Below are 17015 nucleotides of genomic sequence, written 5' to 3'. Positions count from 1 at the left end.
CGTTGATCACGGCCTGCTGAGTGCTTAGCCTGGAAAGACGCTGCTCGGCGACTCGGAGGAAGCCATGAGCGACAGGCCACAAAGCAAGGCCACATTGGGTAAGGGCACACGCGTCACCGGGAAGTCACGCGACCGCCTACAGACCCAGCTGAAGAAACAATACGAGGCGGGTGCGAGCATCCGGTCATTGGCGCGGTCCACCGGCCGCTCCTACGGCTTCATCCACAACGTGCTCGTGGAGTCGCATGTGCAGCTCCGCAGCCGGGGCGGAGCCAATCGCCGCAAGGGTCAATAGCACCGCCACGGCGCGCGGAATTCGCGCCGCGAGGAACCCGTCGCACGGTGCCGTACACGTGGCCGGCGGAAGGGGCCTCGCGGTGCGGAGCCCGCTGTCACGGATGATGGTTCCGCCGTCCGTTCCCCTAGGAACCGCCGAGGCGGCCGCCCGGCGGGTCGGCGCGGACTTGCCGTCGGCGTTGTTCGCCTGAAGGGCAACCGGGTAAGCCGGTGACCGTGTCGGCGCGTGCCGGGGCAGCGCGGGAGTCCTGCCTCGACGCGATGAATGAATCTCGCCTACCGGGGTTTCCGCTGCCGACGGCGCGGGATGGCGGTTGTGCTCAGTAGCCCGCCACCATGCCGTCACCGTCCACCAGCAGGTTGGCCAGGCTGCGAAAGATCGGCAGTCCGGTTTTGATCTCCAGGTAGGCGAACTGGCCCTGCGGGTTGACCTCCAAGAAGTAGTACTCGCCGTCGCGGCCGAGCCGAATGTCGAGGACGCCGAAGGACAATCCGAGCGCGCCCATCAGGGTGGCCAGCGACTTGCTCACCGAGGCGGGCAGCTGGCCGGGCACGAAATCGACCGACGTGTCCAGGCGGGAGTCGACCTTCCCGACGCCCGCCTGCGAGTCGATGCGCACGGTCCATTCGACGCCGTCGACCCAGACCACGCGTAGATCGCAGGTGGCGTCGACGTAGTCCTGGAAGGTGGTCGGCGCCGAACGGATCGCGGCCAGCCTGCCGAAATCGTCCCTGGAGATGATCCTGGTCTCGGCGAACTCCGCTCGGCTGGTGCCGGTGCGCTTGTAAACGACCGGGCCGGGACGGGATTCGACGAAGCTGCGCGCCTCGTCCGGATCATTGGTGATCAGAGTCTCCGGCACCGCGAACCCGGCCCGCAACGCCGTCTCCAGTTGCACGATCTTGCGTCCCGCGGTGCGGTCGGCGCCCGGGTCGTTGACCCAGTAAGCCGGGATGGACCAGAGCAGGCCCTGGATGAATCCGTCGCACTCGGCTTGGCGAAAATCGTTGTCCGAGGAGCGGACGCTCGCGGGTACCCGCGCGGGGTGCGGGCGCCGCCACCACACCGACCGGACGTCGTCGAGGCCGATCAGGTGCGACAGCGACCGCGTGGTGCCGAGCCGGTCCAGCCGGAAGCTGCCGGACTCCCGGGGGAAATCACGCAGGTCGAGGTGGATCGGGCCGAGCCCGTGGTGTTCTCGCAGGGTCGCCGCCATCGCGGTGGCGTGTAGATCATCGGATTCGGACACGATCAGGACCGAACCGCGCCGGCGTGCGGCCATCGGCCTGCCGCTCAGTCGAGGCTGTCGCAGTTGATGCCGTCGTCGCTGCCGTTGATCGTCTTGGTCTGGCAGTAGGTGAACGTCGCCCCGCCCGCGCCCGGAGAATCGACGAGTTGCAGCCGGTCGGCCCAGGTTTCGGTGAGCTGACGCAGCTGCTCGTCGCCGAGCGCCTCCGACGGTGACTCCGGGATGGTCATCGGCCGATCGACCAGATCGATGCGCAGCCTGCGGGTGAAATCGGCGGTGGCGCCCGCCCGGATGTCCACCAGCACCGGGCGGCCGTCCTGATCGGCGTGCGGCGCCGCGGAATCGATCACGCGCAGGACATCGGACCGACTGAAGGTCCACGTTCCCTCGGCGACGCGCACGCTGATCTGCCGGTCGGATTCCGCGACCAGCAGGCCCTGGAGCGGAGGAACGCGGTCAGCCTTCGGCGTCGTACCGGGAGGGTGGATTGCGTCGGTCATAGCCGTTTCTCCGATCTGCTCACGATTTGCCACGACCCCCAAGCGTGTGAGCGATCATATCGCGGCGAGGGGCGCTACCGGCTCGGATCGCGAGATTTCCCGGCCCGTGGCAAACCGAATTCCGATCCAAAAGCGGCGAGGGCCGAAAGATTTCCGGTAGGCTGGAAATACCTCCAGCGCAATCAAGGAGCTATTCGCACGCGGTGCACGGACGGTGTCCATAGCCCGATATTGGCGGCTGTGCATCTGTACATTCGCGCAGCTCGGTGGGGTCATGGCGGCCGGGTGTGCACGGCATCGTATGTCCTTCGCCCCGATCTGCGTCGCGTCTGATCGGCTTGCCCGAATCCGGTTGTGTGTCCGCGGTTCCGAGCTTCGCTGGAAGTCAGCCCCGGTTCGCGTTGCGCTCCGCCCACCAGGCGGGAGCGTCGATGAAGTGGTTGTCGAACTCTTCCTGCGCGGCGGCGAGTTCGGTCATCGTGGATTCTCCCGCGGCGATCCGCTCCAGCAGCCGGAAGTACTCGAATCGCTGCACGCCCGGGGTGAGCGCGATGAGGATGCGCGCCGTGCTGTCGGGCGCGGCGCCGAAGGCATGCGGCATGAATTTCGGGACAACGATCGACCCGCCCGCGCCGACGGTGACGATGCGGTCACCGGCCAGCAGTTGCAGTTCCCCCTCGGCGACGTAGAAAAGCTCGTCGGAACGCGTGTGGTAATGCGGCGCCGCCCCGTCCGCGCCGCGATCCATGCTGACCTCGAGTGTGCTCAGGCCGCCGCCCGCCTCCTCGGCGTCGATCAGCAGGCGCAGGGTGACCGATGTGGTGCGCAGGGTCTCCGCGTCCTGCGGCTGGCGGATCGCGACGTCCTTGCGAGCAGTGGGGGTGTGCATCGGGGTCTCCATTAGTTCGTCCGCTGATAATTCGATACCGAACTATATCCCACCGAATAGAATCTTGTCCATGACCGAGCGGAAGACGGACGCCGTGGACGCGATCGTGGCGCAGTGGGAACGGGAACGCCCCGACCTCGATCTCGAGGCGATGGCCGTGGTCGGACGGCTGGGCCGGCTGCTGGTGGTGGCCCAGCGGGAGATCGAGGCGGTGTTCGGCAAGCACGGCCTGCAACGCGGCGAGTTCGATGTGCTTGCCGCGCTGCGCCGTTCGGGCGAGCCGTTCGAACTCAACCCCTCGGCCCTCGCCGACACGTTGATGCTGTCACGTGCGGGCATGACCGGACGGCTGGATCGCCTGGAGTCGGCGGGGCTGGTGCGGCGCGTGGCCGACGCGCACGACCGCCGGGCGGTGCGCGTCGCCCTGACCGAACCGGGGCGCGAACTGGTCGACACCGTGGTCACCGAGCACACCGCGAACGAGACCCGGCTGCTGTCGGTGCTCACCGCGAGCGAACGCCGGGAACTGGACCGAATCGCGCGAATCCTGCTCAGCAGCATGGAACCGGGCGCGTAATCGCGATAGCTCACGCACCCGTCTCCGCACTGAATCGCGCTCTACATGGGAGAACTCGTGCCTCGATGAGGTAGCCCGATACTCGTGTCAACGCGCCGCGGCGGGTCTACCTTGGGATTCCGTGCCGAAGGGGTCGGCGCGGTTGTGCAAGGAGGACACGATGATCGACATCATCACGCTCCGCGGCACCGGCGAGCCGCGCAACTCCGGCGGAACGCCCGCGGGCATGCTGCACGACGTCACGAAACTGCTCGACACCAGCAGATTCAGCTGCTTCGAACCGGATTGGCCCGCTTCTGTCGGCCCTGTCCCGGAGGCGTGGGGACCTTCGCTGGAGACCTCGGTACGGCTCGGAGTCGCCGCCGGGGTGAAGGCGATCCAGGACTCGCCGAACGTCTGCGGCCTGCTGAGCTATTCGCTCGGCGGCATCTGCGCCAGCCGCATCCTGGAGGGTGTCCAGTCCGGGAAGTACAAGAACACCGACGGCACGCCGCTGGAAATCGCCTTCGTGGTGAACATCGCCAACCCCCTGCGCCGCGCCGGGCAGTCGGTGGCGAATCTCTGCCCGGCGAATACGTTCGGCCTGCACGGGCAGCGCGGCGCGTGGCCCGCCTCGGTCGCGGTGCGCGAGTACGCCAATCCGGGCGACATCATCACCGCGTCACCGGGCAATTCGCCGTTGCGCGTCATCGACGTGGGCATCTCGCCGTTCTCCTTCGTGGAGGGCGCCCGCATCGGCGACGTCGCGCCGCTGATCTTCGCCGAACTGCTGGAGATCCTGCTGCGCGACCCGATCGGCAACCTCGACCGCTACACCGCGGCGGTCCGCGGCGTCGTCGGCTACCTCACCCCGTGGCCCTACGGCCAGCACGTCCTCTACAACCATCAGCACATGCCCGGGACGAACGTCCCGTGGACCACGCACGCCGCCGAGTACATCAATACGACGTACTGAGCACCTTCCGCCACCCGAGGACCCGCGGCGGCGGGGCAGCGCTCATTGCTTGCGACGGACCGACGCCTCGACCAAATCCAGCACCGCCGAGAGGTTCTCGTTGGTGTGCCCGGAGGCGATCCGGGCGATGAGTCCGTCGAGGACCAGGTCCAGGTAACCGAGCAGAACGTCGGTGGGCACGTCGTCGCGCAGCGCGCCCGCGGCCTTGCGGCGTTCCAGGCGGGCCAGGGTGGCGGCGGTGAGTTCGGCCGAACGCTGGGTCCAGCCCGCGCGGAACTCGGGGTCGGTGCGCAGCCGTCGCGCGATCTCCAAACGCGTACCGAGCCAGTTGAACTGCTCCGGGTGGGCGAGCATGTCGCGCATCACCTGCACGATGCCCTGGTTGGCCGCGACGTCGGCCATGCGTTCGGCGTCCTCCTGAGCGAGGGCGAAGAACAGCGCGTCCTTGTCGCGGAAGTGGTGGAAAATGGCGCCCCTGGATAGCCCGATCTCCTCCTCGAGGCGGCGCACGGTTGCGCCGTCGTAGCCGTACTCGGCGAAGCAACGGCGTGCTCCATCGAGAATCTGGCTGCGCCGGGCGGCGAGGTGATCGTCACTGACCTTGGGCACGGAATCCTCCAGCGGGGAAACACGGACCCCCGCATCGGCGGTCCACCGATGCGGGGGTTCTCGCGAACACTAGACCTCGGAGGCGCGGACCCGCGCCGCCGAAGTGGCGCGATCAAGCACCGATCATGTTGCGCAGCACGTACTGCAGGATGCCGCCGTTGCGGTAGTAGTCGGCCTCACCGGGGGTGTCGATCCGCACCACCGCGTCGAAGGTGATCTTGTCACCGTTCTCCTTGGTGGCGGTGACCTTCAGCGTCTTCGGGGTGACACCCTCGTTCAGCTGGGTGATGCCCTCGATGTCGAAGGTCTCGGTGCCGTCCAGCTTCAGCGACGCGGCCGACTCGCCCGCCGGGAACTGCAGCGGGATGACGCCCATGCCGATGAGGTTGGAGCGGTGGATGCGCTCGAACGACTCGGTGATGACGGCCTTCACGCCCAGCAGGCTGGTGCCCTTGGCGGCCCAGTCGCGCGAGGAGCCCGAGCCGTACTCCTTGCCACCGAGCACGACCAGCGGAATCCCCGCGGCCTGGTAGTTCTGCGAGGCGTCGTAGATGAACGCCTGCGGGCCACCGGGCTGGGTGAAGTCGCGGGTGTAACCACCCGAGACGTCGTCGAGCAGCTGGTTGCGCAGCCGGATGTTGGCGAAGGTGCCGCGGATCATCACCTCGTGGTTGCCGCGGCGCGAGCCGTAGGAGTTGTAGTCCTTGCGCTCTACGCCGTTGGCCTCCAGGTACTGGGCGGCCGGGGTGCCGGGCTTGATGTTGCCCGCCGGGGAGATGTGGTCGGTGGTGACCGAGTCGCCGAGCAGCGCGAGCACCCGGGCGCCCTTGATGTCGGTGACCGGCTCCGGGGTCTGCGGCATGCCCTCGAAGTACGGAGGCTTGCGCACGTAGGTCGACTCGGCGTCCCACTCGAAGGTCTTGCCCTCCGGCGTGGGCAGGCTGCGCCAGCGCTCGTCGCCCCGGAACACGTCCTTGTAGTCCTCGAGGAACATGTCGCGGCTGATGACCCGGTCGATGGTGTCCTGGATCTCCTGCGGCGAGGGCCAGATGTCCTTCAGGAAGACGTCGTTGCCCTCGGTGTCCTTGCCCAGCGGGTCGTTCTCGAAGTCGAAGTCCATGGTTCCCGCGAGCGCGTAGGCGATGACCAGCGGCGGGGAGGCCAGGTAGTTCATCTTCACGTCGGGGGAGATACGGCCTTCGAAGTTACGGTTGCCCGACAGCACCGCGGTGACGGTGAGGTCGTTGTCGTTGACCGCCTTGGAGATCTCCTCCGGCAGCGGGCCGGTGTTGCCGATGCAGGTGGCGCAACCGAACGCGACCAGGTTGAAGCCCAGCTTGTCCAGGTACGGCCACAGGCCGGCCTTCTCGTAGTAGCCGTTGACGACCTGCGAACCCGGCGCCATGGACGTCTTCACCCACGGCTTGCGGGCCAAGCCCTTCTCCACCGCGTTGCGGGCGAGCAGGGCCGCGCCGATCATGACCGACGGGTTGGAGGTGTTGGTGCAGGAAGTGATCGAGGCGACCACGACGGCGCCGTGGTCGAGCACGAAGTCGCCGTACTCCTCGCTGCGCACCGTCACCGGCTTGGACGGACGGCCCTCGGCGCCGTTGGCGGCCGACACCAGCGGCTCGGCGCCGTCGTCGGCGAACGACAGCACCGCCGGGTCGCTCGCCGGGAAGGATTCCTCGACGGCCTCGTCCAGCTTGCTGTGCGGGGTGTCGGCGGCGGGGCCGCTCTCCGCGTCGTTGGTGTAGTTGTGGATGTCCTTGCGGAACGCGATCTTCGACTCAGACAACAGGATCCGGTCCTGCGGGCGCTTCGGGCCCGCGATGGACGGCACCACGGTGCTCAGGTCCAGCTCGAGGTACTCGGAGTAGGCGGGCTCGGTGTCGGGATCGTGCCAGAGGCCCTGCTCCTTGGCGTACGCCTCGACCAGCGCGACCTGCTCGTCGGAGCGGCCGGTCAGGCGCAGGTAGTCGACGGTCACGTCGTCGATGGGGAAAATCGCCGCGGTGGAACCGAATTCGGGGCTCATGTTGCCCAGGGTGGCGCGGTTGGCCAGCGGCACCTCGGCCACGCCCTTGCCGTAGAACTCGACGAACTTGCCGACCACGCCGTGCTTGCGCAGCATGTCGGTGACGGTGAGCACCACGTCGGTCGCGGTCACGCCCGGCTGGATCTCGCCGGTCAGCTTGAAGCCGACGACGCGCGGGATCAGCATCGAGACGGGCTGGCCCAGCATGGCCGCCTCGGCCTCGATGCCGCCCACGCCCCAGCCGAGGACGCCGAGGCCGTTGACCATGGTGGTGTGCGAGTCGGTGCCGACGCAGGTGTCGGGGTAGGCCTGGCCGTTGCGGACCATGACGACGCGGGCCAGGTGCTCGATGTTGACCTGGTGCACGATGCCGGTGCTCGGCGGGACGACCTTGAAGTCGTCGAACGCGGTCTGGCCCCAGCGCAGGAACTGGTAACGCTCGCCGTTGCGCTGGTACTCGATGTCGACGTTGCGCTCGAAGGCGTCGGCGCGGCCGAAGACGTCGATGATGACGGAGTGGTCGATGACCATCTCGGCGGGAGCGAGCGGGTTCACCTTGTCCGGGTCGCCGCCCAGGGTGGCCACGGCCTCGCGCATCGTGGCCAGGTCGACGATGCACGGCACGCCGGTGAAGTCCTGCATGATGACGCGGGCGGGCGTGAACTGGATCTCGGTGTTCGGCTGCGCCGAGGGATCCCAGCTCGCGATGGCGCGAATGTGATCGGCGGTGATGTTGGCGCCGTCCTCGGTGCGGAGGAGGTTCTCCGCGAGGACCTTCAGTGCGTACGGGAGTTTCTCGGTGCCGGGCACGGCGTTGAGGCGGAAGATCTCGTAGGAGTTGCTTCCCACCTCGAGGGTGCCCTTGGCGCCGAAAGTATCGATACTTGTCGTCACGTCAGCTCCACTCGTCTGTGAGGGCGGCCACCGGCGGGGCTGTGCCGGCGGCCGAGTCTTCGGAGGTGCTCCGGCGCCGCTCGAGCGCCGGTTCCTCGCGCCTACGACCTTAACAGTACGCTTGTCCTGTGAAACGCCAGGGGGCCGGTTCGGCGTGCCGTGCGCGCGGGATGCGACACTCCGTCGCGTACTGTGCTTTCGAGCCAGCAAGGGGGGTCTTGCTCGCCCTGCAGTGTTGGATGCCCGTCGCTTCGGTTGCCGATGCGGCTCGACAGACCGGATGGAAGATGACCGCCCCGCTCAACTCGGTTTTCACCCCCATGGCCGCCGAATTGCCACCGAATGTCACCACCGACACCGTGCGCTCGCTCAACGCCGATCTGGCCGACGATCACGTCGCGACGCTGACCGGGAAGAACAAAGCGGAACTGGCGGCCATCGCCGCGGAGGCGCGCTCGCAGGGAATTCCGTTGAGCATCGTGGTCGTCCCCGGCAATCCAGGACACGACTCGAGCCTACGGGACCTGGCCACCGAGGTGGGCAAGACGCAGCACGGCACCGTGGTCGTCTTCAGCGACGACTGGGTCGGCACCTACAGCGACTCGATCAGCCGCGTGCGGCTGGAATGGGCGGAGGACGCCGCCAAGGGCACACAGGGCCGGAGCGGAGAGGCCGCGAGCATCTTCGCGGCCCGCTTGGAGACGCCGGAGACGATGTCCTGGACCGCGATCACCTGCGCGCTGCTGGGCGGGACCGTGGCGGTCATCGCCGGGTTGTACTGGGTCAAAACCCGGCGGGCGGGGGACGGCACGGGTGCGTTGCGTACGGGGAGTGATCGGCGTGCCCCGGACGGCGAATCGTCCGACGCCCGCACTCTCTGAGCTCGCGCGACGCCACTTCTGTACGTCGCTCCCGGCCGATTCGATTCTCGAGGCAGCGCGGTTGCCGTAGCGGCGCCGCGTACCCGGCGCTGGTGGGACGGGAACGCGCCTTCGCTGGATGCGAAGACGCACGGCACCCCACCTGGGGGGTGAACGGGCCGATGGTATCTACGTAGCCAACTTCCGGGGCGGTTGGTCTCTTATGCGGCCGGGAAGCCGGTGCTCAATGTAGCAAATTTCAAGCAAACGAAGAATTGCGCGCGTCCCCCTGCTTGATGCCGTTTCGTCGGTGACGTAAGTGTCATACGGTTCGAATGGTCCCTGATGGGGAATATGTGTTTCCAGAGGCCATCTGTCGACCACAGTGCGTGATGGTTCGCCTGATGCCGTAGAGGATTGCCGGAATCCGGTCCCTTGGAGGTGTGATGCGCAACATCGGCGGGCTGACCCACCGGCGCCGACTATCGATCGCTGTGGGGTTGCTGAGCTTGGTCGCCGTAGTGGTCACGACCGGGCCGGTCGCTGCTGTGCCCCCTCCTCCGCCGAATCCCAGCGACGCGCAGATCGCGCAGGCGGGCGCGCAGGTCGACGCCGGGGTCGCCGAGATCGGCACCCTGATCAACCAGGTCGCCGTGGCCGACCACGAGCTGGGGCGGCTCGACGAGGCCGTCGCGCAGCGCCGGGAAGACGTCAACAAGGCGCTGGTGGACCTGCAGACCGCGCGCGACGCCGCCGACGCGGCCGCTGTCGTGGTGGTCGACACCCAGCTGGCCCTGGCCGACGCCGCGGTCCGGGTGGGCCAGGCGCGCCGCGATTTCGACGAGTTCGCCACCCAGGTCTACACCCGCCCTGGCTCCGACTCCATGGTCACCTACCTCGCGGGGGCCACCCCTGCGGTCGCGCTGGATCGGGCCCAGCTGCTCGATCTGGTCTCCAAGAACCGTCAGCAGGTGCTGGACGGCCTGCGGCGCGCCCAGATCGATCAGGGCAACAAGAACTCCACCGCCCGGCGGGCGAAGGCGGACGCCGACGCGGCCGCCGCCACGGCCGCCGCGCGCAAGACCGACGCCGAGCATGCCGTCGCCGCGGCCAAGGCCGAACTCGACCGGCAGGCCGCCCAGCGCGACGACCTGCTGCGACGACGCCAGGACGCGCAGGGCCGGCTCGATCAGGCGCGGCAGAACGTGGCGGGTCTGCGGGGCCAGCGCGACGCGTTCCTGGCCTGGGACGCGATGCGCAAGGCGGAGGAGGCCGCGGTGCGGGCCGCTGCCGCCGCGGCCGCTGCCCGCGCGGCCGCCGACCGCGCCGCGCTCGACCGCGCCGCCGAACTGGGCACCGGCAAACGCCCGCACACCCAGCTGGAGGACGCGCCGCCGCCGCGCCGCAGCGCGCCGCGACCGAAATCGCCCCCGGTCGGGGGCTCGTCGGCAATCGAGATCGTGGTCGATCGGGCCATGTCACAGCTGGGCGTCACCTATGCCTGGGGCGGCGGCGACGAAGACGGTCCGACCCTCGGCATCCGCGACGGCGGCGTCGCCGACAGCCACGGCGACTACAGCAAAGTCGGCTTCGACTGCTCCGGCCTGATGGTCTACGCGTTCGCGGGCATCGGAGTCGCGCTGCCGCACTACAGCGGCTACCAGTACAACGCGGGCACGCGCGTGCCGGTCGGCGACCGTGAGCGCGGCGACATGCTGTTCTGGGGACCGAACGGCAGCCAGCACGTGGCGTTGTATCTGGGCGACGGGCAGATGGTCGAGGCGCCGGAAAGCGGCGACGTGGTCAAGGTGTCCCCGGTCCGTGAGGGCGGCATCATGCCGTTCGCGGTGCGCATCGTCGACTGATCGGCGGACATTCCGGGTGTCGAGCCGGGGGCTCCGGACCGTCGAATTCCCATTCTGTCGGGTCCGGTTGCGGCATCGGCCGTGATTACCTGGAATAGTTGTGGCAGCACGCACAGGACCAAGGCGAAAGCGGGGATGTTGGTGACTTCGACGGACGGTGTGAGCGGAGCGAACTCGGCGAAGGATACGCCGGTCTCGACGCCCAGCACCCTCGAGCGTGACGTCCAGACCCTGGAGAAGGCGATCTACGAGGTCAAGCGGGTGATCGTGGGCCAGGATCGCCTGGTCGAACGACTGCTCGTCGGCGTGCTCGCGCGTGGTCACGTCCTGCTGGAAGGCGTTCCCGGCATCGCGAAGACCCTCGCCGTGGAGACCTTCGCCAAGGTGGTCGGCGGCTCGTTCGCCCGCGTGCAGTTCACGCCCGACCTGGTGCCCACCGACCTGATCGGTACCCGCATCTACCGGCAGGGCCGCGAGGAGTTCGACACCGAGCTCGGTCCGGTCGTCGCGAACTTCGTGCTCGCCGACGAGATCAACCGCGCGCCCGCCAAGGTGCAGTCGGCGCTGCTCGAGGTGATGGCCGAACGGCACGTGTCGATCGGCGGCAAGACCTACCCGATGCCGGACCCGTTCCTGGTGATGGCGACGCAGAACCCGATCGAGAGCGAGGGCGTGTACCCGCTGCCCGAGGCGCAGCGCGACCGCTTCCTGTTCAAGGTCGTCGTCGACTACCCCTCGGTGGAGGAGGAGCGCGAGATCATCTACCGGATGGGCGTCACCCCGCCGGAGGCGAGCCGCATCCTGCAGCCGGAGGATCTGATCCGTTTGCAGAAGGTCGCGGCCAACACCTTCGTGCACCACGCCCTCGTCGACTACGTGGTCCGGGTGATCGCGGCGACGCGCAAACCGGCCGAGTTCGGGATGCAGGACGTGGCCAGCTGGATCTCCTACGGCGCCTCGCCGCGCGCCAGCCTGGGCATCATCGCCGCGGCCCGTGCGGTCGCGCTGATCCGCGGCCGCGACTACGTGGTGCCGCAGGACGTCGTCGAGGTGATCCCGGACGTGCTGCGCCACCGTCTGGTGCTGTCCTACGACGCGCTCGCCGACGAGATCAGCCCGGAGGACGTCATCAAGCGCGTTCTGCAGACCGTCGGGCTGCCCCAGGTCGCCCCGCAGGCCGTCGCGCCCGGCGTGCCCGCCGCCCCGGCGCAGGGCGCGCCGCAGCAGGTTCCGCAGCCGCCGCAACAGCAGGCCGTTCCCCAGCCGCCTAACGGGCAGCAGTCGCAGCCCGCGGGCACCCTCCCGCCGAAGTGACCTCGGCCTCGGATCCGGTCGCACCAGTGTCGATGTCGCCGTCCCACGCACCGCCGTCCTTCCACGCGGGGGAGCTGACCGACCCCAGGCTCACCGTCGCGCTCAAGACCCTCGAACTCACCGTGCGCCGCAGGCTCGACGGCGTGCTGCACGGCGATCACCTCGGTCTCATCCCCGGACCCGGCTCCGAGCCGGGCGAGGCGCGCGCCTATCAGCCCGGCGACGACGTGCGCCAGATGGATTGGTCGGTCACCGCCCGCACCACCCATCCGCACGTGCGGCAGATGATCGCCGACCGGGAACTGGAAACCTGGATGGTGGTCGATCTGTCGGCCAGCCTCGACTTCGGCACCGCGGCCTGCCAGAAGCGGGATCTCGCCATCGCCGCCGCGGCCGCGATCACCCACCTGACCAGCGGCGGCGGCAACCGGATCGGCGCGGTCGTCGCCACCGGCGAACGGTTGACCCGCATCCCCGCGCGCGGCGGGCGCGTCCACGCCCAGTCGCTGCTGCGCAGCATCGCGACCACGCCGCACGCGCGCGACGGTGTGCGCGGCGACCTGCGCGGCGGCATCGAATCGCTGCGCCGCCCGCAGCGCAAGCGCGGACTCGCGGTGATCATCAGCGATTTCCTGGGTGACATCGATTGGCAGCGTTCGCTGCGCGCGATCTCGGCCAGGCACGACCTGCTCGCGGTCGAGGTGCTCGACCCGCGCGACCTGTCGCTGCCCGACATGGGCGACGTCGTGCTGCACGACCCGGAGACCGGGCGCACCCGCGAGTTCAGCGTGACCGCCACGCTGCGCGCCGATTTCGCGGCCGCCGCGCAGCGCCACCGTGAGCAGGTCGAGCAGGCCCTGCGCAGTTGCGGCGCTCCGGTGCTCACCTTGCGAACCGATCGGGACTGGATCGCCGACGTGGTCCGGTTCGTGTCCACCCGGCGCCACAGCTTCGGCGCCCCGACCGGGCGGGTGCCACGTCAGTGAGTATTTCGCATTTCACCGCACAGATCTGGCTCGGATTCCTCGCCGTCATCGCGCTGATCGCGCTCGGCTATGTGCTGGTGCAGCGCAACCGGCGCAAGCACATGTTGAAGTTCACCAACATGGAGCTGCTGGAGAAGGTGGCTCCGTCGCGCCCGAGCCCGTTCCGCCACGTGGCGGTCGCGCTCCTGCTGGTCGGCCTGGTGTTCCTCACCGTCGCCGCCGCGGGACCGACCGCGGTCAAGAAGGTGCCGCGCAACCGCGCGACCGTCATGCTGGTGATGGACGTGTCGCTGTCGATGGAGGCGACCGACGTCGCCCCGAGCCGCATCCAGGTCGCCAAGAAGGCGGCCAAGGAGTTCGTCGACGGACTGCCCGAAGGCGTGAACATCGGTTTCGTCACCTTCGCAGGCACCGCCTCGGTGATGGTGTCGCCGACGACCAATCACGAGGGCGTGAAGGCCTCGATCGACAACGTCCGGCTGGCCGAACGCACGGCGACGGGTGAAGGCATCCTCACCGCGCTGCAGGCGATCGAGACGCTCGCGACGGTGCTGGGCGGTGCGCAGGAGCCGCCGCCTGCGCGCATCGTGCTGATGTCGGATGGGAAGCAGACGGTCCCGGCGTTCGAGGACGTGGACAATCCGCGCCACGAGTACGTCGCGGCCCGGCTGGCCAAGACCAAGAACGTCCCCATCTCGACGATCTCGTTCGGCACCAGCTGGGGCGAAGTCGAGATCCCGCGGGAAGACGGCAGCAAGGACCGGGTGCGCGTCGCGGTGGACGACGACGCCATGCGCGAGCTCGCACGGCTGTCCGGCGGGGAGTTCTATACCGCCTCGTCGCTGCAGGAGCTGACCAAGGTCTACGACACCTTGGAGCAGCAGATCGGGTACGAGCTGACCAGAGGCGACGCCAGCCGCCCGTGGCTGCTGCTCGGACTGCTGGTGATCGCGACGGGCGTCATCACCGGCCTGCTGTATCGCCAGCGGCTGCCGTAGCGGCACGGATCGCGCAGGACCATCGTCCGGTCGGTGGCCTCCCTTCGTGGGTGGTCCCGGCCGGTCGGCGTTCATGGCGTCGAGTCGTGGTGTCGTTGTGGCGTTTCACCAATGCTCCGGCACCTCGGTGTCGGTTCGACAGAGGGGGCAGCCCGCTCGTGAGCGATCGATCCGACCAGGTAGGTTGAACCCCATGTCGAACCTCACATCCCGGTCGGTCCTGGTGACCGGCGGTAACCGCGGCATCGGACTCGCGGTCGCGCAGCGTCTGCTTGCCGACGGTCACAAGGTGGCCGTCACGCATCGTGGGTCGGGGGTGCCGGACGGCTTGTTCGGTGTGAAATGCGATGTGACCGACGGTGAGTCGGTGGACGGTGCCTTCGCCGAGGTGGAGGCGCACCAGGGTCCGGTGGAGGTGCTGGTGGCCAACGCGGGCATCACCGACGACACGCTGCTCATGCGGATGACCGAGGAGCAGTTCACCAAGGTGCTCGACGCCAATCTGACCGGCGCGTTCCGGTGCGCCAAGCGGGCGAACCGCGCCATGTTGCGTGCGCGCTGGGGCCGGATGATCTTCCTCGGCTCGGTGGTCGGCATGAGCGGGCAAGCGGGCCAGATCAACTACGCTTCCTCGAAGGCCGGTGTGATCGGTCTGGCCCGCTCGATCACCCGCGAACTCGGCTCGCGCTCGATCACCGCGAATGTCGTCGCGCCGGGCTTCATCGAGACCGACATGACCGCCGACCTGCCCGACGAGATGCGCGACATGGCCAAGAAGTTCATCCCCCTGCAGCGGCTCGGACAGCCGGAAGACATCGCGGCCGTCGTCAGTTTCCTCGCCTCCGAGGATTCCGCCTATGTCTCCGGCGCGGTGATCCCCGTGGACGGCGGCATGGGCATGGGCCACTGACCATTCCGAACGCGTAGCGCGGCGGCCGCTCCCGGCCGCCCGCGGCCAACCCCACATTCGAATTTCAGGAGAACCGAGAACTCATGGGCGGACTGCTCGAAGGCAAGACCATCCTGGTCACGGGCATCATCACCGATGCGTCGATCGCGTTCCGCGCGGCGGCCGTCGCGCAGGAGCAGGGCGCGAAGGTGATCATCACCGGCATCCCGGAGCGGCTGCGGCTGATCGACCGGATCGCCAAGCGCCTGCCCCAGGAGGTCCCGCCGGCCATCGGGCTCGACGTCACCAGCGAAGAGGACCTCGCCGGTCTCGCCGACAAGCTGCGGGAACTGGCTCCCGAGGGGATCGACGGAGTGCTGCACTCGATCGCGTTCGCGCCCCGCACCCTGATGGGTCCGGAGGCCCGGCCGTTCCTCGAGGGACCGGGCCCCGACGCGGCCAAGGCGTTCGAGATCTCGGCGTGGAGCTACGCGTCGCTGTCGCGCGCGGTGCTGCCGGTGATGAACGAGGGCGGCTCGATCGTCGGCATGGACTTCGATCCGCGCACCGCGATGCCCTACTACAACTGGATGGGTGTGGCGAAGGCGGCGCTCGAATCGGTGAACCGGTACGTCGCGCGGGAAGTGGGCACCGCCAAGAAGATTCGCTCCAACCTCATCGCGGCAGGCCCGATCAAGACGCTGGCCGCCAAAGCGATCGCGGGCACCGCGACGGACGACGCGGCCAAGCTCAACCAGCTCAACACCTACTGGGACGGCGCCTCGCCGATCGGCTGGGATGTCGACGACCCCACGGTGGTGGCGAAGTCGATCGTGGCGCTGCTGTCGGACTGGCTGCCGGGCACCACCGGCTCGATCATCTACGTCGACGGCGGAGCCAGCCACAACACCTGGTTCCCGGAGAACATGGCGATCAACTGAGCCGATCGGATGGGAGATACCGTGGTCCGGACCGCCGACGCGCTGCTGCTGCTGTCCTTCGGCGGTCCGGAGCGTCCCGACGATGTGATGCCCTTCCTGGAGAACGTCACCCGGGGTAGGGGAGTGCCGCGCGAGCGTCTCGAAGCGGTCGCCGAGCACTATCTGCACTTCGGCGGTGTCTCACCGATCAACGCGCTCAATCGCGCCATCATCGCGGCGGTCGAGACCGAATTGGCCTCCGCGGGCCTGGAACTGCCGGTGTACTTCGGCAACCGCAACTGGCATCCGATGGTGGAGGACACCGTGGCGCGGATGGCCGCCGACGGCGTCGAGTCCGCCTTGGTCTTCCCGACGTCGGCGTGGGGCGGATACTCGGGATGCCTGCAGTACCACGAGGACATCGCCAGGGCGCGTGCGGCATTCGGCGCGGGCGCGCCGGAGCTGCTGAAGCTGCGCCAGTACTTCGACCATCCGCTGCTGATCGAGGCGTTCGCCGACGCCATACGCGCTGCGCTGGAGCGGCTCTCGGCCGGGCAGCGCGCCGCCGCACGACTGGTGTTCACCGCCCATTCCGTCCCGCTGTCGGCCGACGCCGCCGCGGGACCGCCCGCCGACGGCGGCAGGCTCTACAGCCGCCAGGTCGCCGAGGCTGCCCGATTGTGCGCCGCGGCAACCGGTTTCACCGACTACGACGTCGTCTGGCAGTCTCGTTCCGGGCCGCCGCAGGTGCCGTGGCTGGTGCCGGACATCATCGACCACCTGGACGATCTCGCCGCGAAGGGTGTGCAGGCCGTGGTCGTCTGCCCGGTGGGCTTCGTCTCCGATCATCTCGAGGTCATCTGGGACCTGGACAACGAGGCCGCACAGAAGGCCGCGGAACTCGGTATGGGCTTCGCGCGGGCCGCGACGCCGGGAAGCGACCCACGTTTCGCGAAGCTGGTCGTCGAACTGGTCTCCGAGCAGTTGCGCGGCGCCGAACCGCGGCGCCTCGGAGCGGTCCCCGGTTACGGCTGCACGCGCGACGGCGCCCCGTGCGTCGTCGGCTGTTGCGCGGTGCCGCGCCGTCCCAGCACTGGGAATTGAACGGAAGCAGGCCCGGTAGCATCGCCTGCGACCTTTAGCCGAATCGACTTCTCCGGGGGGAGAACTCTCT

General features: G+C 68.6%; 16 protein-coding genes. 11 read left to right on the top strand and 5 right to left on the bottom strand.

Going from position 1 to position 17015, the window contains the following annotated elements; genetic code table 11:
• Positions 1-64: 64 nt before the first annotated feature.
• A complete protein-coding gene (locus ABZ552_RS20110; protein ID WP_040867425.1) occupies positions 65-295 on the top strand; it encodes a helix-turn-helix domain-containing protein in 231 nt (76 codons plus the stop codon).
• 322 nt (positions 296-617) lie between these two features.
• Here the strand turns inward: ABZ552_RS20110 and ABZ552_RS20105 are convergent, their stop codons facing one another.
• The 3 genes from ABZ552_RS20105 to ABZ552_RS20095 all read right to left on the bottom strand — a co-directional run bounded on the left by ABZ552_RS20105 (position 618) and on the right by ABZ552_RS20095 (position 2846).
• The gene (locus ABZ552_RS20105; protein ID WP_281879174.1) at positions 618-1547 is read right to left on the bottom strand and encodes a hypothetical protein; all 930 of its coding nucleotides are present in this window, start codon (positions 1545-1547) and stop codon (positions 618-620) included.
• A gap of 44 nt (positions 1548-1591) precedes the next feature.
• Positions 1592-2047: a hypothetical protein gene (locus ABZ552_RS20100; RefSeq protein WP_281879175.1), complete on the bottom strand. Its 456-nt coding sequence runs from the start codon at positions 2045-2047 to the stop codon at positions 1592-1594.
• A 385-nt stretch (positions 2048-2432) separates the two neighbouring features.
• Complete coding sequence (locus ABZ552_RS20095; protein WP_281880899.1) at positions 2433-2846, bottom strand: cupin domain-containing protein; 414 nt, start codon at positions 2844-2846, stop codon at positions 2433-2435.
• A 160-nt stretch (positions 2847-3006) separates the two neighbouring features.
• On the opposite strand from ABZ552_RS20095, the gene ABZ552_RS20090 reads away from it, so the two are divergent.
• The gene (locus tag ABZ552_RS20090; protein WP_281879177.1) at positions 3007-3513 is read left to right on the top strand and encodes a MarR family transcriptional regulator; all 507 of its coding nucleotides are present in this window, start codon (positions 3007-3009) and stop codon (positions 3511-3513) included.
• Positions 3514-3673: 160 nt separating this feature from the next.
• Positions 3674-4468, top strand: a complete 795-nt coding sequence (locus ABZ552_RS20085) for a hypothetical protein (RefSeq protein WP_281917962.1) — start codon at positions 3674-3676, stop codon at positions 4466-4468.
• Between the two features lie 42 nt (positions 4469-4510).
• On the opposite strand, the gene ABZ552_RS20080 is transcribed toward ABZ552_RS20085, so the two are convergent.
• Positions 4511-5077: a TetR/AcrR family transcriptional regulator gene (locus ABZ552_RS20080; protein ID WP_067801764.1), complete on the bottom strand. Its 567-nt coding sequence runs from the start codon at positions 5075-5077 to the stop codon at positions 4511-4513.
• 112 nt (positions 5078-5189) lie between these two features.
• Entirely contained in the window at positions 5190-8009 is a 2820-nt protein-coding gene (locus ABZ552_RS20075) for an aconitate hydratase (protein WP_281879179.1), read from the bottom strand.
• A 287-nt stretch (positions 8010-8296) separates the two neighbouring features.
• On the opposite strand from ABZ552_RS20075, the gene ABZ552_RS20070 reads away from it, so the two are divergent.
• The 8 genes from ABZ552_RS20070 (at position 8297) to ABZ552_RS20035 (ending at position 16945) form a co-directional block, all read left to right on the top strand.
• A complete protein-coding gene (locus ABZ552_RS20070; protein WP_281879180.1) occupies positions 8297-8890 on the top strand; it encodes a DUF6676 family protein in 594 nt (197 codons plus the stop codon).
• Between the two features lie 425 nt (positions 8891-9315).
• Positions 9316-10734 (top strand): NlpC/P60 family protein, encoded by a 1419-nt coding sequence (locus ABZ552_RS20065; protein WP_357438946.1) that lies wholly within the window; start codon positions 9316-9318, stop codon positions 10732-10734.
• A 135-nt stretch (positions 10735-10869) separates the two neighbouring features.
• Entirely contained in the window at positions 10870-12048 is a 1179-nt protein-coding gene (locus ABZ552_RS20060; RefSeq protein ID WP_281879182.1) for a MoxR family ATPase, read from the top strand.
• A gap of 32 nt (positions 12049-12080) precedes the next feature.
• The gene (locus ABZ552_RS20055; RefSeq protein ID WP_281879184.1) at positions 12081-13034 is read left to right on the top strand and encodes a DUF58 domain-containing protein; all 954 of its coding nucleotides are present in this window, start codon (positions 12081-12083) and stop codon (positions 13032-13034) included.
• Positions 13031-14032, top strand: a complete 1002-nt coding sequence (locus tag ABZ552_RS20050; protein WP_159837553.1) for a VWA domain-containing protein — start codon at positions 13031-13033, stop codon at positions 14030-14032. Before ABZ552_RS20055 ends, ABZ552_RS20050 begins: the two co-directional genes overlap by 4 nt.
• A 193-nt stretch (positions 14033-14225) precedes the next feature.
• On the top strand, positions 14226-14942 hold the full coding sequence (gene fabG1, locus ABZ552_RS20045; RefSeq protein WP_357438942.1) for a 3-oxoacyl-ACP reductase FabG1: 717 nt from the start codon (positions 14226-14228) through the stop codon (positions 14940-14942).
• A gap of 83 nt (positions 14943-15025) precedes the next feature.
• The gene (gene inhA, locus ABZ552_RS20040; protein ID WP_281879188.1) at positions 15026-15862 is read left to right on the top strand and encodes an NADH-dependent enoyl-ACP reductase InhA; all 837 of its coding nucleotides are present in this window, start codon (positions 15026-15028) and stop codon (positions 15860-15862) included.
• Between the two features lie 9 nt (positions 15863-15871).
• Positions 15872-16945: a ferrochelatase gene (locus ABZ552_RS20035; protein WP_357438940.1), complete on the top strand. Its 1074-nt coding sequence runs from the start codon at positions 15872-15874 to the stop codon at positions 16943-16945.
• Positions 16946-17015 lie beyond the last annotated feature (70 nt).

This window comes from Nocardia sp. NPDC019219, assembly GCF_040632645.1.
GTDB classification, from domain to species: domain Bacteria; phylum Actinomycetota; class Actinomycetes; order Mycobacteriales; family Mycobacteriaceae; genus Nocardia; species Nocardia sputorum.
Note: the sequence above shows the minus strand (reverse complement) of the source record. Positions and strands in the feature narration are given on the sequence as shown.